Here is a 22,183-nt window from a genome sequence, read left to right as displayed (position 1 = left end):
TTACAGTTATTTTGCTTTCCTTGATCAGAAATTTTAAATAAAACAGATGCAGATAGCTATATCGGTAGTCATATGTTCATATAACAGGGAAGCCTATATTATAGAGGCCATAGACAGCCTGTACAAACAGGATACAGATAAAAAGCTGTACGAAGTGATCGTGGTGGATAATAATAGTCAGGATGATACAGCAGGCAAAGTCAACGCCTACATCGCTGCTCATCCGGACATGCAACTGTATTACCACCTGGAAAAACGCCAGGGCGCTTCCTATGCCCGTAACACCGGCGCGGACCTGTCCAAAGGACGCCTCATCTGCTGCATGGATGATGACGCCGTGGCCATGCCCGGTTACCTGAACAATATCATCCGTTTCTTCGAAGAACACCCGGATGCGACCGGCCTCGGTGGCCGTATCATCCCCCGTTATATCCCCTCAGAACCTAAATGGATGTCACATTATGTGTCTTCCCTCGTGGGTAATTTCGATTACAGCCCGGTAACAAAGCCCTTCGACAACGGCCGTTATCCACTGGAATCCAATATGATAGTGAAAAGAGAAGACTTTTTCGCCGTGGGAGGGTTTAATACCAGCCTACCCGGAGTAAAAGGCACTCTCCGCATCGGTGGAGAAGGCAAAGAGTTCTTTTACAAACTGATCTCCAGGGGCGGTATCATCTGGTACGACCCCGAAGTGATTGTACACCACGTAGTTGAAGTAAAGAAATTAACATCCGAATACATGTACCGCGTAGCCTCCGGCATTGGCCGCGGGGAAAAGGTACGGATGCAGACTGCCGGCCGGGGGGCCGTCAGTAAAAAAGGAGTGGAATACCTCTTTAAACTGGGCGCTTCTGTGCTGATAGGCGGCTGGTACCTCTTACAGGGTAAACCTTCCAAATCCTGGCCCGTGATACAATTCCGTATAGATGTGCTGAAAGGATTCTGGGAACCGGTACACCTTCCTTCCAACTGATAATATATATTATTATCTTTATTCACTTATTAACTCACTAAGCGTCACGCATATGAAACCAGACTGGTTGAAAAAAATACTGCCACACGTAATCGCAATAGGTATCTTGCTGTTGCTGGCTATTCTCTATTGCAAACCTGTACTGGATGGTAAGGTCCTGAGCCAGAACGATAATATCCAATGGCAGGCTATGGCCAAGCAATCGCTTGACTATAAAGCTACGCATGGCACCACTCCTCTCTGGACCAACAGGATGTTTGGCGGTATGCCGGCTTACCAGATCGCACTGGAATCCAACGAACCTTTCGGTATTTCTTTCTTCAACAGCCTGTTTTCATTATGGCTGCCCAAACCTATTAACTTCTTCTTCCTGGCCGCACTGGGCTTTTACTTCCTCTGCAGCGTGTTAAGAGTACGACCCTGGATAGGTGTCCTGGGGGCCGTGGCTTACGCTTTCTCCACCTACGACCCCGTGATCATAGGTGCAGGCCATGATACCAAAATGATGGCCATCGCCTATATACCGGCGGTACTGGCAGGGATTCTGCTGCTAACGCAGAAGAAATACCTGCCCGGCCTGGCAGTCACTACCCTCTTCATGTCCCTGCTCATCACCATGAACCACTTACAGGTGACCTACTACTTCTTCCTCTTATTAGGAGTACTGGGCATCGTGTTCGCCGTGGTGACCATCAAAGCGAAAGACTTCAAACACCTCATATTCACAGCTTTATTACTCGGTGTTGCCCTCACAATAAGCATAGGTGTGAACACCATGAACCTCTGGACTACCTACGAATATTCCAAGGAAACCATCAGAGGTGGCAAGTCTGAACTCACCAAAAACGTAGAAACCACCAAGGGCAGCGGTCTGGATAAAGAATACGCCTTCCGCTGGAGCTACGGCATCTTCGAAACATTCACCTTCATGGTACCTAACCTCTATGGTGGCAGCTCACAGGCTCCCCTGGACGAAGGTTCTGAAACATACAAAACACTCACCGGCTTACAGGTGCCTGCTGCACAGGCCGAATCCATGATCAAAGCATGGCCTTTATACTGGGGAGATCAACCCGGTACTTCCGGTCCGGTTTACCTGGGTATCATCACCTGCCTGCTGGCCATCCTCGGCTTCCTGACTATCAAATCATGGCATAAATGGTGGCTGCTGGTGATCAGCATCCTCGCCATCCTGATGTCCTGGGGTAGCAACCTCTCTGCATTTAACTATGCATTATTCGACTACCTGCCTTTCTATAATAAGTTCAGGGCACCGTCCATGATCCTCATTATTCCGCAGCTCACGTTCGCCATCCTGGCGGTACTGGCCCTGCAGGCTTTAATAGAAGACAACAACAAGCAATCCCTGTTCAAACCACTGAAACTGGCCGGTATGATCACCGGTGGTATCCTGGCGCTATTGCTGCTGGCTTCTGCTACGCTCTCCTTTGGCAATGCCAACGATGCAGCTATGCAGGCTCAGTTTGCTCAGATGGCTGGTGGTAACACCACCGTAGCAGATTCCCTGATGCATGCACTGCATGCCGACAGGGCCTCTATTTTCCGCTACGACCTCTTCCGCGCTATCGCCCTGGCAGCTATCGCTTATTTCCTCATTTTCTATTACCTGAAAGGTAAAGTGAAAATACAGTGGATGGCCGGTGCACTGGTGGTACTGATGTTAATCGACCTGTTACAGGTAGATGCCCGTTACCTCAACAGCGACAACTACTCTGAACAGCTCAAATACAATAACGAGTTTGCGGCTACTCCTGTCGATCAGCAGATTATGCAGGATAAAGACCCATATTTCAGGGTGTTTAACCTCACCCACTCTGATCCGTTCAGCGATGCCATGACCTCCTACTTCCATAATTCTGTAGGTGGATATCATGCGGCTAAACTCACCCTCTACCAGGACCTGATCGAGAACCAGTTAAGCCATAACAACCTGCATGTATTAAATATGCTGAATGCTAAATACGTGATTGTTCCGGGGCAGCAGGGACAACCGGTTGTACAAACCAATCCGGATGCATTAGGTAACGCCTGGTTCATCAAAAGCATCCTTTGGGTACCAAATGCCGATGCCGAAATGAAAGCGCTGGATCACCTCAATACACGCGATTCAGTAGTCATCGATCAGCGTTACAAATCTGCTGTAACGACAGATCCGGTATTTGATAGTGCAGCTACTATTAAACTGGTAAAGAACGATGTAGATGCCATTTCTTACACCTCCACTTCTAAAACACCTCAGTTTGCGGTGTTCTCTGAAGTATACTATAAAGAAGGCTGGAAAGCATTTATTGATGATAAAGAAGTACCCTATGCAAGAGTAAACTATGTATTACGTGGTTTATCCATTCCCGCAGGTACACATGCAATAGCGTTCAAATTCGAACCTAAATCTTATTTCCTGGGTGAGAAGATCTCCTTTGCCAGCACACTGATAGTAGTATTATTGCTGATAGTGGCAGCAGTGGTGACTTATCTGAAAAAGAAGAAACAATAAATAACTTTTCCTTATAAATAAAGAGGATGTTCCTAACGGGGCATCCTCTTTTTTATTAATTTACAGGTATCAATATTCTCTATGCCCCGCGATTTAAGTAAGTCCCAACCCACTCATACTTCCAGTCGTGCAGCAGCACACAATCCCGGTTCTGCGGGTATTTCCAGACCAGCAGTAGTGCCGGGGACACCGCTTGCAGAGGAGTCATTGCCATTAGAGGCAGTGGTGCAACGGCAGCAGGTAATTCAATTATGGGGTGCAGATGAAGAATTAGGAAAGGTCATTGCGCTAAAACCAGTGTTGTTGGGAAAAATTGCTGCCGATGATTATGCGGGAGCAATGACGGATTATATGACCCTTAAAACGATTATAAGCGGTATTTATCAAGAGCACTGGAAGGGCAACAGGTCTGTTAATAAAAAACATACAGAACCTGTTGTCAAAGATCTAAGGGAAGTAATAGCGGCTTTTGACCTCAAACTACAAACTAGCCTGGATACATGTAAGAATCATTACGAGGCACTCTATCATCAATACTATGGTGAATATAACGATCTGTATAATCAAATCGCAACCAATCTCCTTGCCGGGCAGGATATTACAGCATTAAATGTAACGCTTAAACAAAAAAGGGTCCTACACAATACCGCAATAGAGTTAATGAAGCCCCTGGCCACTAAAATCACTGCGTTGAGTAAAAGTGCCGATTTTAAAAATGATAAAAATGCTGCTTATGGTAATAAGGAGTCTATTAATAATACAAAATTAAATATCATTTCTATCGAAGCACTGACATCCTTCGGAAATAAGAACTTCAGTATAAAGATGACGTCCCTGGCACAGGTAAAAAATATCAAAAAAACGACAGATGATCCGGGGAATCTACCACTCAAAAACGATACTGCGTTAATATTACTTGCTGGTACTGATGAACGCAAAGATGCCATAGCGGCACTTTTCGTTGGCGACTTACCAAAACAGGTAAGCATATTTACACAAATCAATAAACATCACCGGGAAGATAATATTGCGGACGTTGTAACATTGATTCAAACCGCTGGAACAGACAAGCTGGTACAAACACTTGCCTTTATTGATGCAGTAGGTATTGGAGGAACAATAGCTGATATAAAGAATTTCTATACTGGTACCAGAGCCGTACAGGGAGATCCATCACTGGTTAATTTGACTGCATTCTTTACGGGTATTGCATATACTTCTATGAAAGAATTAGAAGATTTTGTCAAAGCAGCCGGTGCCCTTGTGAATTTAGTAACGATTAAATCCCTCTGGGCGACAGCCAAACCAAACAACAATCTGGCAACAGCCTGGAACATATATAATCCAGGCATAATTCCCCCGGGGTTAGCTGAACACAGCTCACTTATAGCAACTGCTTTTGCGGGTAAAGCTGGAAAAAGTACCGCAGCTGCCTGGGGCGAACTATTAACTATCCCTGACTGGAGCGCAGATGAACTAATTAATCTGGCACTTGCCTTTGATAAAAATGATGGTAATTGTACTACGTTACAATGGATAGAGACCGCAAAAAAAGATGCCGGTCTTAAAACAAAACCGGATGAAGTAAGAGCTACTGCAAGACTCAATCATTTTGCCGACAAAAAATGGTATGATGAACATGACAGAACAAAAATATCATCCGCTGACCGGACAAATAAAAAATACACCCAGTTACTGTATGCACTGTTGGGTAAAGAAAATATTACAGGAATTGGCAACATCGACATTAAGGATATAAAGGGCGATTTTCTTTCTACACTGGTTTCCTTCCATAAACATATTGCGCCTTATCAACCTAATGATAAAGCACAGGGTGCAGACAGGGATAACATAGATACCAGATCGTATGCAAGAAGTAATGCATCCCATCCACTAAATGTACAATATGGCAATGTAGTAGCTGAGGCCGAAGGTAAAGCCATATCTCATTTACTTCAACCTGTCAATGCAGCATTGTTAGCGCTTCAACAGAACAATACCAATGATCCCGGTGCCAGGTTTCCCAGTGCGCCCAAAGCATTCACTCCACACACACCCACCACTCCCGGATATAGAACCGGAAAGATAAAAATCAGTTCAGCGGGTCTTCCTTCAAATAATTTCCAGGTACTGGGAGAGCAACAAAATATTATCCTGGATTCTGCTAAAAACAAGAAAACCGCCAAAGAAAAATTCTTCGGATTCCCGGCTCCGCCACTGGTAAGTGTCGGGGCTCCGGGCAAAAGCCGCTCTATAGATGATGAAGGAACAACAACGGATGATTTAGTGGATAAACAGAAAACGTCATTATCTGATAAAATAAAAATTAATCCGGCCAACCCTAATTTCCATGATCATTTACTGGCAGACAGAGGAAATATGGTAGCCAATATAAGTGCTGCAATCAATGCCATATCAGGAGGACCACAGCGGCTATTTGCAATAGGTACGGAAGGACATCCCAGTTTGATGTTACTCATACCTAAAGTCGTTGACAAATTCCATTATGACAGCGAAGACTTTGGTAATACGAGCCTGTTAATCTCCAGGATGGTTACTGATTTTAATGGTGCACCCGGCCAGGAAGTACAGCTCTCACAAAGAGCAAGTTTTGGTTTTCAAAGACCTACCCTTACAGATACCAGCGATTCAGTAAGATTATGGCCGGGTTATACACCTGTAGAATCATTAATACCTGGTCTTAAAGTACTTGTAGAAAAAATAAGCAGCAAAGCACCTCTGACACCTGCACTGACCAATATAGCCGGTATGGACCTGGTAACTACTGATGTAACACGACCTATTTTACACGTAGAAGCGCTAAAAACAGCCATGCGTCATGCCTTTGTTGCTTTAAGTAAAAAGATAGATGGTGGCGCTCCTGAAGAGAAAAAAAGGGTATACAAGTGGTTAAAAACCAGATTGCTCATTAAGTTAAAACAATCCGAATTATTACTGGATAAAGCGCCAACTGTTTATGGCACAGCTGATGCCCCATCGACAGCTACCCAGCAGGAAAAAGATAAACATTACCTGATTACAGCAGATATGATTGATAAGCTACAGGAATATACCATGCTGTATACAGCTACCACGCTGGATACGGGAATCGTTAATCCAAACGCTAATCATAACGAAGCTGGTAAGTTTAAAGACGCCACCGACGCCTATGAAAGCAATGTCGTAAGCACACTGGGAGCCAAAGATTATCGTATCTATTATCTGGATAGCGGAGAACAAGCTCTGATAACCGCGGGTATACTGGCAAACAGATTTGATAAAAAGGCAGCACCCACTGGTGCCACTGTAGCAAAGAGTAATTACATTAGCAGAAACCCATACTTCGAAGTAGAAGGAGGAAAAGGAGCTATGCGGTCCAACCTTAATAAGGATGATACCAACGCAACGGTCGTACATGCCGATATGTCGCCGGCTATTACATCAAAACCAGGGCCAGGGCTGGCAGACAATTTTGTATCAGAAGCAAATACACAAAATGCGATAAAACATACCTGGCAAAATGACGCAGATGGAAGTGTTAAGAATGCCACAATAGTACCCATCATTGATATTACTAACAGCACCATCGCCAAGGTAAATTCTTTAGGCTTTATGCCCAACAACTTTATCTTAGTGGAAAGTCTTACCAAATTCAAACAATTAGGTACAGATAAATTTGCTATGGGTAGATTAATAGCAGTAAGCAGTGCCAGTGCATTACCAGCCGCAGCATCAGAACAAGCCCGCTTCCTCGCAGCATCACAGGCTATCGTTGGGCCCGTTGCCAATAAAGCCTACAATCCCCTCCTCGCTCAAATCCGTGCCAACATGGACAAAGCCCTTCATCCCGGATAATCATATTATAACAAAAGTCACTGTTCACCATCCCCCCTATCCTATCTGACAGCCCCAAAATATATTTTTACCCCCAGGCAACCTTTTTAACCAACCCCTCGTATTACTACTTATATAAGAGCAGTAAACGTGGAGAGCACTAAAAAAATAGTCCCGTTAAAGGGATATAACCTGGCCACTATCCTGGATGGTTGCCGGCTGGGGATCCCAACCTGGCAAAAAGCCCTGTATGAGCAGTATTACGGCTTTGCAAATTCAATCTGTGTCCGGTATGCATCAACTGATGAAGATGCACGGGAAGCACTCAATGATGGCTTTGTAAAGGTCTTTAAGGGCGTCTTGTCCTTCGTAGTATATGGCGATGAAAGCACTTTACCCATTGTCTTTATGGCATGGTTAAAGCGGATTATGATCAATACCAGCATTAATCACTCAAAACTGAGGGCAAGACGCATTTCATGGACAGTTGCAGATAATACGTTGAATAGTACTGCATCCTACATGGAAGATCCTATGGAAAGCATGGCCTATAATGATTTGGTAAAACTGATCCAGCAACTCACTCCGGCTTATCGCAGCGTATTTTGTCTTTTTGCAATTGACGGTTTTACACATGAAGAGATCTCCAGAATTTTAGGTATATCCCTGGGAACATCCAAATCAAACCTATTGAAAGCAAGGAGGAATTTGAGGAGGATGCTTGAGCATCAAACGCAAATGGTAATGGCATCATGAGAGAAAGAAGCACTGGAAAAATATTTTTTATGGAAGCATTACGGGCAGACAGCATTGCTTATTCGCTGCCGGGAAGCAATGAGCTGGTTGAGACAGAAATCATCAACCTGCTGAAATATTTCAGCTTGTTCAGGCATCCGCTTAAACTGAGTGAGATCTATAAATTGTTACCCGATAACATCAAAGAGCTGGATACTAAATTTGCGCTGAGAAGGATGGATATCAGTGGTACAATCAAAAAAATCGATGACTATTATTTATTGGCAACAGACGATGATGCTATTGTTGAAAAACGCATTGCAGGAGAAGTAAAGGCTACCCGGTTATTCCCTAAAGCCAAAAGAACGGCTCAATTCATTTCACTATTCCCCTTTGTTAAATTCGTAGGTATCTCAGGTTCCCTATCCAAAAATTATGCTGATGAAAAGAGCGATTTTGATTTTTTCATCATTACTGCCAATAACACTTTATGGATTTGCCGCACCATCCTGCACATGGTAAAGAAATTGAGTTATATAATTGGCAGGCAACATCATCTCTGTATGAATTACTTCATTGATGAACATTACCTGCGACTGGATGAAAAAAATCTTTTTACCCGTATTGAACTAAGTACGCTTATTCCTGTCTATAATAAGAATATATACAAGACTTTCTTATTGAGAAATCAAAGTAATCTCTCTAACATTCAACATCTTGATGTTGATTTTGAAGGCGCTGTCAAATTTAATCTGATAACATTGGGTAAGAAGAACCTTTTTTGGAAATCACTGAACCTTTTTTTGATGGACCTCACAGACAGGAAGTGGAAACATAAGTGGAGAAAGAGAGGTTTTCCAATGGAGGATTATCAGCTGGCTTTTAAAACCACACCGTATGTTTCCAAGAATCATCCCGCAAATTATCAGAAAAAAGTATTAGAACAATTACAAAAGAGATAACATTGAAAGTCTTATTCAGTCATTCATACTTTCTTCAGTTCGATCCAAAGCAGGTCGCACATGCAAAGCCTTATCCGCCATTAGGTACTATACTGGCGGCGGCTTTCCTGAGAGAAAATGGATACGAAGTTGCGTTGTTCGATACCATGTTCGCTAACGCACCCGAAGAATTGATACCAGTGCTGAAAGCATTTAAACCGGATGTTTTCGTTATATACGATGATGGCTTCAATTATCTGACCAAAATGTGCCTGAGCAATATGCGGGAAGCAGCATTCCTGATGCAGCAATATGCCAAAGCCTACGGTTGCAGGGTAATCGTTACAAGCTCAGATGCCTCAGATCATTACGATAAGTATTTAAACAATGGGGCTGATTATGTGATCTCCGGGGAAGCTGAATATACCCTGCTGGAAACGGTGCAGCAATTAGAAAAGAATAGCTCTCCCATTGAAAAGATAAAAGGCCTGATTTATACAGAAACAGGTGTTATAAAGAAGAATCCGTTAAGACCCATCTCTAAACATCTGGATGAACTCCCCCTACCTGCCTGGGACCTGGTAAACATTGAACCATACAAAAAAGTATGGCTCAGAAAACATGGGTATTTCTCTATCAATATTGCCACTACAAGGGGATGTCCCTATAAATGTAACTGGTGCGCCAAACCCATTTATGGCAACAACTACAATATGCGCAGCCCTGAAAACGTGGTGAAAGAAATAGCGCTGCTGAAACGACTGTTTAACATGGACCATATCTGGTTCTGCGATGATATCTTTGGACTAAAACGTAGCTGGGTAAAGGAATTTGCAGACCTGGTAAAAGCGGCTGGTGTAAGGACCGCTTTCAAGATTCAATCACGGGCAGACCTGCTGGTACAGGAAAAATATGTGACAGACCTCGAAGCGGCCGGTTGTGAGGAAGTATGGATGGGGGCTGAAAGTGGTTCGCAGAAGATCCTGGATGCAATGGACAAGGGCACCACTGTTGATGAAATCAGGCAGGCCAGGAAATTGTTAAAGCAATATGGTATCCGGGCGGCCTTTTTCATTCAATATGGCTACCTGCACGAAACAGTACAGGACATTAATAAAACCATCAACTTAATTACAGAAACATTACCCGATGATATCGGTATCTCTGTTTCATACCCATTGCCGGGTACAGCCTTTTATGAAAATGTAAAACAAGACCTGATAACGAAAGAGAACTGGACAGACTCCGACGACCTGGATATCATGTACACCAATACATATGAAAGTCCGTTCTATAAAAAGTTACACCGGTACACACATTATACTTACAGGCTTGAAAAATTAAAAAGTGATGGAAGCACCTTTCCTGCCAAACTCTTTAAATCACTCAAATACTCCTTTTTAAAACGCAGGCTTAAAGAGGAACTAAACGTTTATACAAAAGAACTTTCTTAAATCAATCTGATGATGACCAGCAACGACCAATTGGTAAGCCAGGCATTTTCATTACAGTCTGCGGTTTTCGACAAACTAAATAATGAAAATAAACTAACCGCCCACTTGCGTGTTATATACCGTGAAGAGGTTCTGAAACAGGCTAAAGAACAATCCCGTTTTCTGGAATTGAATTGCGGTACAGGGATAGACACGCTGTTTTTCGCAAATCAGGGATTCAGACTATTATCTACTGATATCGCTGCTGGCATGCTGAATAAACTGGATTCTAAAATAAAAGAGGATCATTTAGAAGATGTTATAAGCACCCAACAATGTTCATTCAATGAATTACACAAATTAGGAAACCAGCAATTCGATTATATCATATCAAATTTTGGTGGTCTCAACTGTACAGATAATCTGAATCAGGTGCTTGATCAATTCAAGACATTTCTAACAGAAAAAGGGAAAGCCACATTAGTCATAATGCCTACAGTCTCCCCCTGGGAACTGATCATGGCACTGAAAGGAGATTTCAAAACAGCATTCAGAAGATTTAAGAAAGATGCTACTGCACATATTGAAGGGGTACATTTCAAAGTACGTTATTACAACCCTTCTTATATAAAAAAGCATTTGAAGAAAGATTTTGAAATACTTACCTTAAAAGGGATCTACTTCGCTGTACCCCCGGAATTTTACCAGGGATTTGTAGAAAGGTATCCCCGTTTATATAAATTCCTGCAAAGGGTGGAACAGCGTTTAAGCAGTTATTTCCCCTTTAACATTTTCTGCGATCATTATCTGATTACAATCCAAAAGAAATCATAGTACGATGCAAGAAGAGAAAGCACCAAATGATGAATTAACGATGAATGAATTTAATGAGCAAATAAAAATATTAGTCCATTTTATTCGCTCAATAATTTATCAGTACTGTAAAGGGTTTAAGCGTTATTGGTTCCCAATGACTTTCCTGCTGATAGGGATAACTGCGGGAGGGACATTATATTTCTTCCACGCAGAAAAGAAATTTGAAGGAACAGCTTCGTACGGGTATACTTCTTTAAAAAGAAAATTATATGGAGAAGCTATTGATAATGTGAATGCGCTTATTCAGACACGATCTTATCAGCAATTACACAATGCATTACCACTGAGTGTAAATCAGTTAAAGCATCTCCGGGAAATAAAAGCAACCAACAACTACGGAAGTTTGTTATCTGATGATATGACAGAGAATAATAGTCAGATCTTTTATATTACCGTGAAAAGTACAGATCACGTTGTATTTGACAGCCTGGCTATTCTATTGGAAAATTATCTCAATAATATTGTGGCCGTACAGGAGCTACAGCGACAAAGGGCAGAAAAATTCAAAAGGGCTATCACATACAGGGAAAAGGAACTGATCGCGCTCGATTCCCTGATGCATGCATATACCAATAGCCTGAGCAGCACAACACAATCCATTTATCCGGTCCAGAAAGGCGAGATCAATACACAAGCCCTTTTTGAGAAAGGAGAAAGGATCACGGAAGAAATTTCGGATATGCAGCATTTCCTGCAAGACCCACGTGCTGTAAAATTACAGGAGCCGTTCCTGGTCAGTCAGATTCCCGTGCAAAGGTCTGTGATAAAAATTGCGCTGGTAGTTATAATAATGTACCTGGTAATAAGCGGACTGCTCCTCTTTATCTTATTAAATATTGTCAGACCAAAATATGTTCCGGAATAAAAATATCATCAATAGCTTTTGGAATATAGCGGATATCTTTCTGTATCCCTTGCTTTTTTTCATAAGCACCTCTTTCTTTATCAAACATCTGGGAAAGGAACAGTTCGGGATATGGATGCTCGTAAATACCATAGTGGTATCTATGCAGCTTTTTAATTTGGGCATAGGCAGTATGGTATTGAAAAATATCGCCCTGTATATAGGAAAGCGGGATGAAGAAGGGAAAACCGGCATCATGAACAATGCTATCAGCATTACTATTGTGCTGTTTGCATTTTGTATATTACTCTCACTCATAGGCTCTTTCTTAGTATCTCATTATCATCTATTTGAGATAGCAGCAGATTACAGGCAGTTATGCGCCAAAAGCTGTGCCCTTGCCGGATGCATAGTAGGGATAAAGTTTTTTGAGCAAATATTCACCAATTATTTCAAAGCATTAGAACAATACAAAATTGCGGCATTGCTGGGAAGCGGGAACCGGTTGGGCGGATTATTACTGAATGTATTACTGCTTGCTCTCTTTCCGTTCAATATTACGCAACTCCTGCTGGTAATAATAATCGTAAACGGCTTATTTATACCTTTTGCATTCGTGCTGATGAAGCGAAGTTTGCCGGGTTATTCATTCAGGTTCAACCTGAAAATCCCCAAGAACGAAATATCATTCGCTGTTCTCACATGGCTGCAATCATTGGTAATTATACTCACTTTCCAGTCAGACAGATATTTGATCGTCAATTACTTTGGATTGGTAGTATTGAGTTATTATGCATTGATTGCTACCATGTTCAATCATTTACATATGGGGTTCAGCGCCATTCTGCACTGGATCTCCCCCAAGTTCACAAAGATGTACGCACAGGAGCTGAATAGTGAGGAACTATATATGGCCGCCAAAAATGTAGTAACCAGTTGTGCGGTTATCTCTCTCTTAATACTCTATATTACTTATCCCTATATCTTCAGAATTATTCTTGGAACAGAGACCGCCAGCGAAGTACATGAATACACCAAGTATTTCATTTCATTTGAATCATTCTTCGTCCTTAGTATTGTGCCTACCTATTATTTCAATGCAGTAGGCCATGAACGGACTTATTTATATTACGTCCTGTTTTTCTGTGTGCTGGCACTGACAGGCATGTTTACCTGCGTATATATCTTTCAGCAGCCGGTGGCAGTCCTTTACGGACTCATTGGGGCTTGTGCTGCAAGTATGATAGTATTGGAAATGTTGCTGAACAAAATACTAACAGGTAATTTCCAGCTGCTATCCTGCATTGTCCGGATGCTTCCTTCTATTTTCCTTTCAGCATTTATATTCTTATCTGATCCCCTGTTACAATGGTCGAGTGCGTTGTTAGCAATCCTCACACTCTATCTCACACATGTAAAAGGCTACAGACATAAAATTTTATTACTGGTAAAATCGTGAGTACATCTAAAACATATCATCTCTTTTTCTTCGTGGCAATTGTGTATACGTTCTTTAACAGTGTACTATTGCCAGAGGGACTATATTATACCACATTACTGACACCTTTCTTTTTTATCAATTTAATACGGCAGAAGTATCTTAAATACTACTTCTACTTCCTGATCATTTCATTAGCGTTTGCATGTATACAATTGCCAACCGTGGAATATCCAAAGGATTATATCATATCCTTCCTCTTATTACAAACACTGGCAATATTCGTACTCAATACTTACCTGTTCTTTAAAACAGAACATGCAACAGCCAACATATTTAAAAGTCTTGCCACGATAAATATTGTGTTGGTGGTGATAGCTTTAATAACGCTGTTTATTCCATTTATCCGTCCCGTACTCTGGTATTTGCTCCCGATAAGTCCGGACATTCCCATTATTCCCAGGTTAAAGCTGTTTACTTTCGAAGCGTCTTATTATTCTTTGGTCATGTTTCCTATTGCCGGATATTATGCTTTAAAGAAAATACTGCTGAAAAGTGAATATAATATCCTCTTCCTCTCACTTTGTTTCTCCTTATTACTGAGTTTCTCCCTGGGTGTACTGATCACATTCTTTATCGGGATCATATTTTTGCTCTCGTTAAATATGGACAAATTAAAAGGCAGGGTGAATATTACGTTTTTAGTGGTAACCTGCTGGGGGATACTGGCAGGCCTGCTGGCGCTTTATTTCTTTTACCGGCATAATCCGTTATTCGAAAGGCTTCAAAATATTTATTCAGGAAAAGATACCTCTGCAAGGGGCCGCATCACTGATTCATTTTATATTGCCTGGAAGGTTACGAAAACGAAATCGTTATTGTTTGGTGCTGGGTTAGGACAGTTTAAACATATAGGGAAAGGTTTCTCCAACTACTTTTACTCCTATTCAAAAATCCCTGTAACAAGAGTGTACAACTCCGTGGCAGAAACATTTTGTATTTATGGAGGAATAGGAATAATACTCCGGTTCTATACTATCATTTATCTTTTTATAAAGACAAAAGTCTGGGAGAACTACTACCGGCAGTTGCTGTTCATATTCATTTTTATCTATCAGTTCACCGGCAGTTATCTTTTTAATCCCGCAGAATATATGATCTGGATCCTGGCATTTAGTCCGGCCTTATTCCCCCAGTTTAACAGAACAAATTTAAAGCAGCTATGAGAGTGTTATATATAAGCAGGGCCACATTATATTCCGCAAAAGGAGGCGATACTATTCAAATTGTGAATACGGCCAATGAACTTAGAAAGCTGAATATAACTGTTGATATTAAACTTTGTAACGACAGACATATTGACTACAGCCAATATGAGCTCATTCATTTTTTCAATATTATTCGCCCGGCAGATATTATTTTCCATATAGATAAGAGCCGCTTACCCTTTGTCGTCTCCCCTATCTATATGGATTATCAACAGGTACCTAAAATATACAAACAATTCATGTACAAATTCCTGTCATTCTTCAGCAAGAATACACAGGAGTATTTTAAATGTCTGGCACGAAGTTTAAAAAACGGAGAACAGATTATGTCCTGGAAATATATCTTCTATGGTCATAAAAGATCCATTGCATATATTCTGAAAAAATGCGCCTGTTTGCTTCCTAATTCTTTTAGCGAATACGAACGCCTGGAAAAGGATTTTAAAGAAGCCGGCACATTTGCAGTTATTCCCAACTCCATTGACACATCCATTTTTAATCAGGTGGATGTTGCACAACGGGAGCAGGCAGTAATATGTGTGGCAAGAATAGAGCCTTCCAAGAATCAGCTGAATGTTATACGGGCACTCAAAGAGGCAGATATACCATTGACGATCGTAGGTGATGCGGCGCCTAACCACCATGCCTATTACAATGAATGCCGGGAAAATGCTTACGATAAAGTAACTTTTATCAACTACCAGGACCAGGGAACAATTGCAACATTATACAACAAACATAAAACCCATATTCTCGCCAGCTGGTTTGAAACTACCGGTTTAAGCTCTCTTGAAGCAGCAGCCTGCGGTTGCACACTTGTAATAAGTGATAAAGGAGACACCAGGGAATATTTTTCAGATAACGTTGAATATTGTGATCCCGGAGATCTGCAGAGTATAAGAACGGCGGTACAGCACGCCATGAAGGCGCCGGCGAACAATTCCTTCACGGATAAGATCGTTCATCAGAATAACTGGACCGAAACCGCTCTTAAAACCCTGGATGCGTACAAAAAAGGTTTGTCATGGAAGTAATTGAATCCAGGGAAGAAGTCATTTTTAATAAACTGTATCTAATACTTACAGGTTTATTGCTCATATCCGCTATTCTGGGAGGGCGATTTACTGCTGTTAACAGTATCAGCACTATTGGCTTATTACTGGTGTGGATAGCTGAAGGAGATTTCAGCACAAAATGGAAACGTTTAAAAAGCAGTCCTCTTGTATATCTGACTACCCTTTATTTTTTGCTGTATATATTGAGTATCTGGATTTCAAAGGATAAAGATCATGCGCTCTCACTGGTGCAAAGGGAATTCGTTATTGCATTCATATTCTCTTCTAAAAACCCATTTAAAAAGGAAGAGATTTACTTCCTGCTAAAGATCTTTGTGTATGGGACATTTTTCTGGATGTCCCTCGCCAGTATCCTGGCAATGAAACAATATGTTTTCAGTGGTGATCCTTCTGTATTTCTTTATCATGCGCTGGCCTATAATATTGAATCAACCGCCATCTACGCATCCCTGTTATGTGTGATAAGCGTTGCGGTTATTTTATTTGTTCCGGCTTCTGCCAGGTGGAAGATCATCCTGTATGCCTTCTTTACTGTATGGCTGCTCCTGCTTTCTTCCAGGATGTTCCTGTTCATACATCTTGTAATTTCAGCGGTTAATTTGTTCACTTACCTTTCTGCAAAGTACAGGGTTATCTCTATAGGCGGTATTATTGCCATTGTTGCACTTTTATCTTTTACCAATAATCCTGTCAAAAGCAGGTTCCAGGACCTGGAGTTATTTAAGACATCTTATCTCACGCAGCCAAAGTTTAATGAAGCAATCTATTTCGATGGACTTAGCCTGCGACTCATCTATATACGCTTCTCCTGTGAAATAATGAGAGAGCATAATAGCTATCTGCTGGGTGTCGGCAGCGGCGATGCCGCAGCCCTGTTGCAGGAGAAGATCCTTTCCTATCATATGTTTACCGGCGAAAACAGTGTCTCCGGCAAAGGAGGTTATCTTCAGTATTCCTTCCATAATATATACCTGGAAAGCTTTGTTTCGTTTGGTATTATCGGATTATTGACCCTTTTAACGTTATACGGATATATAGGTTATGCCGGAATAAAGAACAGAATGCCTTTATTAAGGGACATATTTATCATTATTTTCTTTAGTTCCTTTACAGACGTGATCATCATGCATGATCAGTGTGATCTTTCATTAATATTAACGCTCTGTTGCCTTTCCATAACACTTATACACTACAATGAACAGCATATATAAAAATATTATCCGTGTCCTCACAACCGGGGAGAGAAAGCAGGTAAAGGTGTTTATTGTTTTAAACACGTTCATCAGCTTACTGGATATATTTTGCATTATCTATTTATTGTTTGTCTTAAAATTCTATACAGAGAGCAATGCTTCTTTTTTGAATGATAGTCGCCTGTTCGCTGACAAAAATTCTGTGATGCCGGCAATATGGCTATTGCTCATTTTTTCGGCTAAGAATATTATGGGACATTGGGTGTATCAATCCCAGGTGAAATTCATTACGCGTATTGCTCAAAGGCTTTCTACAGAGAACCTGGCTAATTATCTGAATGGCGCTTACAGCAACTTTGCAAATGAAGATTCCGCTGTTTTTGTCAGAAAGATCATTCATCAGCCCACAGAATTTGCGCAATACGTATTGCTTAATTTCCAGTTGATCATTACAGAATGTGTGATGGTGATCCTGTCTGTCATTACGTTACTCGTATATAATGCGCAATTATTCCTGATAGCTGCCATTGCCCTGTTACCACCCATTTTCTTATTGGTGTTCCTTACAAAGAGAAGATTAAAGACCATTAAAAAGAATATCAAAACTATCGTTGAACAATCTTTACAATACCTGCGTGAGGCATTGTCTGGATTTGTAGAGAGTAATATCTTTGATAAGAACCCTTTTTTTATAAACCGGCATACAACAGTGCAGGCGGAGTTAGGTAAGAAGATTTCAAGTATGCAGATAACACAGGATTTACCTGCACGTTTTTTTGAAGTATTTGCCATCCTGGGATTATTTATATTAATTGTTGCGATAAAATTTTCGGGCACAATGGGTAGTGCATATATAGTATTGCTGGGCACCTTTATGGCGGCTGCTTATAAAATCATTCCCGGTATTTCAAAGATCATCAACTTAAACAACCAGTTGCGGGCTTATCAGCATACAATTGCTGAAAAAGCTGTACTTCCTGAGCCATCAGTTGATACGATAAATGATAAAATAACTTCCATTACATTCCAAAATGTTGGTTTCTCGTACAATGGAAATAAAATCCTCCATCGTTTAAATACCACCATTTATACAGGATCATTGACCGGAATCAGTGGCGATTCAGGGAAAGGGAAAACAACGATGCTCAACCTGACAGCCGGTTTCCTGCAACCGGAGCAGGGGGAGATTTTATTTAATAGTGAGACCCGGAAATATCTCCCATTCTGGAGCCAGATTGCTTATGCAAAACAAGATCCGTTTATTTTACACGCATCCATTTTGGATAATATTGTTTTGTTCGACGAACAGTATGATCCTGTCAAATTAAACGAAGTGCTGGAAGTAACCGGGTTACTGAAAAACTTTCCGGAAGGTATCGGGAAGATAATAATGGAAGGAGGAAAGAATATAAGTGGAGGTCAGCGTCAGCGCATCGCTTTGGCAAGGGCCTTATATAAAGATGCAACTGTGTTATTGCTGGATGAGCCTTTTAGTGAGTTGGACGAAGCTTCTGAAATAGCGATCATGTTATATTTAAGAACGCTGGCTGAATCAGGGAAGATCATTTTACTGATCTCACATAACCCCAAAAGTTTAGATTTTTGTCATGCTGTAATTAACTTTAACGCTCATTATCGTACTGAAAAAGTTTCATAAACTGTTTTGCTGAATCATTCATATCAAATGGCAGCACTGATGAGTAAACAGTATTCCGATCCTGCAATAATTCCAATGCCCTCGCGATCATCTCTTCCTTTGTGGAGACAATATGCCACTGCCCGATCCGTTGATTCATTGGTTTTGTAAAGCTGATTACATGTGCGCCTGCGTACAAGGCTTCAATACATACATTGCCAAAACCCTCATAGTTTGAGGTGTGCAAAAAGACCTTGGTTCTTTTCATCAGTCGCAATACTTCTTTCTGGGGGATTGAGCCGGTAAGTTTAAGATCATCTTCCAAACCTGTCTCTTTGATTTTCTCTTCTATCCTTGTCCTCTCGGACCCATCTCCACATAAAATGGCTTTGGTATGCTGTAATTGTTCTTTGATAGCTGCCACTACTTCTATAAAAACGTCATATTGTTTTAGCGGTGAGAAACTTCCTGCACCTAGTATATCAAGTGTCCGTTCTTCCTCTTTGTCTTTATCAAACAACAGTGTATCGATCGCATCAGGAATCAGATGTGCCGGGCGAATACCATGGTTTTTATGAAACTCATCCTGCAGGAAGTCTGACATGGCTACCAGCTCCGATGGTTTAGGGCGGATACGTTTTACAAATTTGTTCCAGGGCCTTGCATCCTGTCCACAGATCCAGCAATAATGCTTTAACCGGTATAGTTTTGAAAAATAATGTGCTACAAAACCGCATTCTGCACACCAGAAACTAAGCAGTCCAATGATCTCTTTTTCCCTTTTCAACAGGAACAATGTCTTTACAACATTCAACCATACCAGCCAATTGTGTATACCACCTTTATTTCCCCCTGAGAATGGTATCACCAGGTTCCCATTCCAGGTATAACGATCACGCCTCACAGGAAACTGAAAAGTAAGGATGATAATTTCCAGTTCCGGAAAACTCCTGTTCAGCGCTCTTATTAAGCTTTGCTTCGCAGGCAGCCATATAGACTCCTCTTCCGATTCATTCGCCGGAAATGCAGGTGTTAATATGATCAGCGTTTTCCTATTCAATTGAACTGATGAATCAATGTTGTTTAATTAAGCTCCGTTAGGAGCTCCGTGTTTGTAGCAAATATTTTTATCCTCTTTAATTGACTCCGTAGGAGTCCCCTAATTCGCGAATAATAGGGGACTCCTACGGAGTCTCGTTTTGTTGTTTAATGTGTTTTCTACAAACACGGGGCTCCTAACGGAGCCTATTATGTTTTGCTATAAAAATACATTGCTTAACTAAACGATACTATTGATAAATGCTTTTGTTTTTTGAAAAATCATTTCTGGTGTATACCTTGTAAGACAATGAACATCATTAAACTTACAGGTCTCCAGCATACAATTACCGCATGCCAGATCATCTGAGCTGAATACAAGCGCGTTCTTATTTTGCGGTGTTACCCAATCACTTCTGGTAGAACCGAGTAATACAACTGTCGGGTTATCCGATACCCAGGACATATGCATTAATCCCGAATCTTCAGACAGCATAAACCAGCATTGCTGGATAATCCTGAACCCTTCACTGGGAGAAGTATTATCAATCATATAAAGCAATTGATCACCCAGTTTTTCTTTGAGATAAACCGCCTTTTCTCTTATAAAACTTATACCCAACGCTATGAACTGTGTATCAGGAAATTCCTGTAACCATAATCTGGCAAAGGTGACATAATTATCCATATCCCAGTTACGCGTACCAAATGCCCCCGCAGGATTAAGGATCACTAATTTACTTTTCCCATCCCAGCCACATGCTGCTAATAATTTATTCGCATCAAAAGCAGATGGCTTAAAACGATAACCTGCATCCAAAAAATTATCCCCCAGCCCAACAGCCTCAATAGTGCGCCTGGTACGCTCACCCGCAGCAAGCGGAGAATACCTGTCGAATTCGCTCCACGCTTCAGGTCGTAACATCTTTCTCACAAATCTGCTGATAGGATTATTCTGCAAATCAATGATCACATCATATCTTCTGAAAAACAACCACGGCAGCAATAAACAGGCAGACAAAAACTGCTTTTTGAAGTTCCTTTTTCCACCAATGGAAAATACGCGATCAAAGAGCAAAAGATCTTTGGGAATCGGATCTACTTCTTTCCTTGTCAGAAAGTCCAGTTGAGTCCCTTCAGGTAAGGTATTACGTAATGCCTGTAAATAAGGAAGCGTAATAACCGTATCGCCCATTGCCTGTAAACGAATCGCCAGCACCCTTTTGGGAGCTGTCTTTCTCTCCCATTTTCTAATCGACATCTATTGGTAATTTAATTGCCGGCATATGTCTTCTTATCTCTCTTATCAATGCCGGAACATCTCCAATAACATATTTCTTTACATCATTTACATAAATGACTGAATAATCACTTACCGGAATATTGTGCAGTTGAATAAGCAGTGAAGCATCAAATAAAACGATCTTACCCTTATGAAGCATTAACTGAATATCCTCAGGATTAGTTGAAAAGAAATTACTTCCTTTTGCAATGATTAAATCAGCATAATATCCTTCCTTCACCGCTCCTGTTTTCTCCAGTTTCCAGACATCCGCTGCCACTTGTGTTACTGCATTTATTAATTCAGTATCACTTAGCATGTTTTGCGCTTTTGCCAGTCGCAGGTGTTGCCATATATTCCAGTTGGCCGAAACGGTAGCATCCGTACCGAACAGAATTTTCGTACATGATTTGAGCTGATCAATCTTAGCTGTTGCATTCAACAGAAAATAATTCGAATCCGGGCACCAGACCAATGCCTCAAATTTCTCTGCCTGTTGTTCATTCATGGCCACACCATGTATAGCAATCAGTTTACGGCGAAAGATATTCCATCTTAGTAATTCATCTATTTCGTTACAAGACTGAATGTCTGTCCCCTCCCCTGCATGGATCACAAAAGGATTATCTGCGAAAGGTTTATTCAATCTTCTCTTCCAATGTTTTTCCAATTTCACCGAATGTAAAGAAGTGCATCCGGAAAATATGGTGATTAAATTTTCAGGAACAGTTAATCTTTCTCCATGTTGTATAACGGTTGTAACACCAGCAATCAGATTCTTATAAACACCCCATTTTGTACGTAGTTCTTTGGGGATGTCCAGCACCTTTTGAATGATGTCATTGTTTTGCTGATATATATCGGGGCCCCATTCCAGGTAATTCTTATAAATACGGTTACCCAGCTGAGGAAACAGGTTATAATCCAGATGATCGTGAGAATTTATCAATCCCGGAAAAACTAAGCAATCCTCAAAATAGATATTCCTTTCTACCGGATTATTATCATTGGGAGAAAGGACCTGTTCTATTTTATCCCCATGAATAAAAATGCTCCGGAGATCTCCATTCATCAATTGTAATCCATGTAAAATCATTA

The 22,183-nt window shown here is 41.1% G+C and carries 16 protein-coding genes; 13 read left to right on the top strand and 3 right to left on the bottom strand.

Going from position 1 to position 22,183, the window contains the following annotated elements:
* Window positions 1-46 precede the first annotated feature (46 nt).
* From BMW86_RS28885 to BMW86_RS28825, 13 genes are all read left to right on the top strand, one after another.
* A complete protein-coding gene (locus BMW86_RS28885) occupies window positions 47-976 on the top strand; it encodes a glycosyltransferase family 2 protein (RefSeq protein WP_089786842.1) in 930 nt (309 codons plus the stop codon).
* A gap of 52 nt (window positions 977-1,028) precedes the next feature.
* Window positions 1,029-3,491 carry a YfhO family protein gene (locus tag BMW86_RS28880; protein WP_089786840.1) on the top strand — a complete coding sequence of 821 codons (2,463 nt, stop codon included), beginning with the start codon at window positions 1,029-1,031 and terminating at the stop codon, window positions 3,489-3,491.
* A gap of 81 nt (window positions 3,492-3,572) precedes the next feature.
* Window positions 3,573-7,346: a hypothetical protein gene (locus BMW86_RS28875; RefSeq protein ID WP_089786838.1), complete on the top strand. Its 3,774-nt coding sequence runs from the start codon at window positions 3,573-3,575 to the stop codon at window positions 7,344-7,346.
* A gap of 129 nt (window positions 7,347-7,475) precedes the next feature.
* Window positions 7,476-8,081, top strand: coding sequence for an RNA polymerase sigma factor (locus tag BMW86_RS28870; RefSeq protein ID WP_255373036.1), 606 nt, complete (start codon window positions 7,476-7,478; stop codon window positions 8,079-8,081).
* A gap of 29 nt (window positions 8,082-8,110) precedes the next feature.
* Window positions 8,111-9,022, top strand: a complete 912-nt coding sequence (locus BMW86_RS28865; protein WP_143056726.1) for a hypothetical protein — start codon at window positions 8,111-8,113, stop codon at window positions 9,020-9,022.
* 2 nt (window positions 9,023-9,024) lie between these two features.
* Window positions 9,025-10,455, top strand: coding sequence for a B12-binding domain-containing radical SAM protein (locus BMW86_RS28860; protein ID WP_255373035.1), 1,431 nt, complete (start codon window positions 9,025-9,027; stop codon window positions 10,453-10,455).
* Between the two features lie 9 nt (window positions 10,456-10,464).
* Window positions 10,465-11,268 carry a class I SAM-dependent methyltransferase gene (locus BMW86_RS28855; protein ID WP_089786831.1) on the top strand — a complete coding sequence of 268 codons (804 nt, stop codon included), beginning with the start codon at window positions 10,465-10,467 and terminating at the stop codon, window positions 11,266-11,268.
* Window positions 11,269-11,272: 4 nt separating this feature from the next.
* The gene (locus BMW86_RS28850) at window positions 11,273-12,175 is read left to right on the top strand and encodes a hypothetical protein (protein ID WP_143056725.1); all 903 of its coding nucleotides are present in this window, start codon (window positions 11,273-11,275) and stop codon (window positions 12,173-12,175) included.
* Window positions 12,162-13,613 carry a lipopolysaccharide biosynthesis protein gene (locus tag BMW86_RS28845; protein WP_089786826.1) on the top strand — a complete coding sequence of 484 codons (1,452 nt, stop codon included), beginning with the start codon at window positions 12,162-12,164 and terminating at the stop codon, window positions 13,611-13,613. The genes BMW86_RS28850 and BMW86_RS28845 overlap by 14 nt, the downstream gene beginning before the upstream one ends.
* Window positions 13,610-14,818: an O-antigen ligase family protein gene (locus BMW86_RS28840; RefSeq protein ID WP_089786823.1), complete on the top strand. Its 1,209-nt coding sequence runs from the start codon at window positions 13,610-13,612 to the stop codon at window positions 14,816-14,818. Before BMW86_RS28845 ends, BMW86_RS28840 begins: the two co-directional genes overlap by 4 nt.
* Entirely contained in the window at window positions 14,815-15,894 is a 1,080-nt protein-coding gene (locus tag BMW86_RS28835) for a glycosyltransferase family 4 protein (protein WP_089786821.1), read from the top strand. The genes BMW86_RS28840 and BMW86_RS28835 overlap by 4 nt, the downstream gene beginning before the upstream one ends.
* Window positions 15,885-17,147, top strand: a complete 1,263-nt coding sequence (locus tag BMW86_RS28830; protein WP_089786819.1) for a hypothetical protein — start codon at window positions 15,885-15,887, stop codon at window positions 17,145-17,147. The genes BMW86_RS28835 and BMW86_RS28830 overlap by 10 nt, the downstream gene beginning before the upstream one ends.
* Window positions 17,131-18,786, top strand: coding sequence for an ATP-binding cassette domain-containing protein (locus tag BMW86_RS28825; RefSeq protein ID WP_089786817.1), 1,656 nt, complete (start codon window positions 17,131-17,133; stop codon window positions 18,784-18,786). The genes BMW86_RS28830 and BMW86_RS28825 overlap by 17 nt, the downstream gene beginning before the upstream one ends.
* On the opposite strand, the gene BMW86_RS28820 is transcribed toward BMW86_RS28825, so the two are convergent.
* The 3 genes from BMW86_RS28820 to BMW86_RS28810 all read right to left on the bottom strand — a co-directional run bounded on the left by BMW86_RS28820 (window position 18,752) and on the right by BMW86_RS28810 (window position 22,181).
* Window positions 18,752-19,825 carry a glycosyltransferase gene (locus BMW86_RS28820; RefSeq protein ID WP_089786815.1) on the bottom strand — a complete coding sequence of 358 codons (1,074 nt, stop codon included), beginning with the start codon at window positions 19,823-19,825 and terminating at the stop codon, window positions 18,752-18,754. The two genes, BMW86_RS28825 and BMW86_RS28820, sit on opposite strands and share 35 nt — an antisense overlap.
* A 219-nt stretch (window positions 19,826-20,044) precedes the next feature.
* Complete coding sequence (locus BMW86_RS28815) at window positions 20,045-21,064, bottom strand: glycosyltransferase family 9 protein (RefSeq protein ID WP_089786813.1); 1,020 nt, start codon at window positions 21,062-21,064, stop codon at window positions 20,045-20,047.
* Window positions 21,054-22,181 (bottom strand): amidohydrolase family protein, encoded by a 1,128-nt coding sequence (locus BMW86_RS28810; protein WP_177189429.1) that lies wholly within the window; start codon window positions 22,179-22,181, stop codon window positions 21,054-21,056. Before BMW86_RS28810 ends, BMW86_RS28815 begins: the two co-directional genes overlap by 11 nt.
* Window positions 22,182-22,183: the final 2 nt, after the last annotated feature.

This window comes from Chitinophaga sp. YR573 (assembly GCF_900110995.1).
GTDB lineage: Bacteria > Bacteroidota > Bacteroidia > Chitinophagales > Chitinophagaceae > Chitinophaga.
Note: the sequence above shows the minus strand (reverse complement) of the source record. Positions and strands in the feature narration are given on the sequence as shown.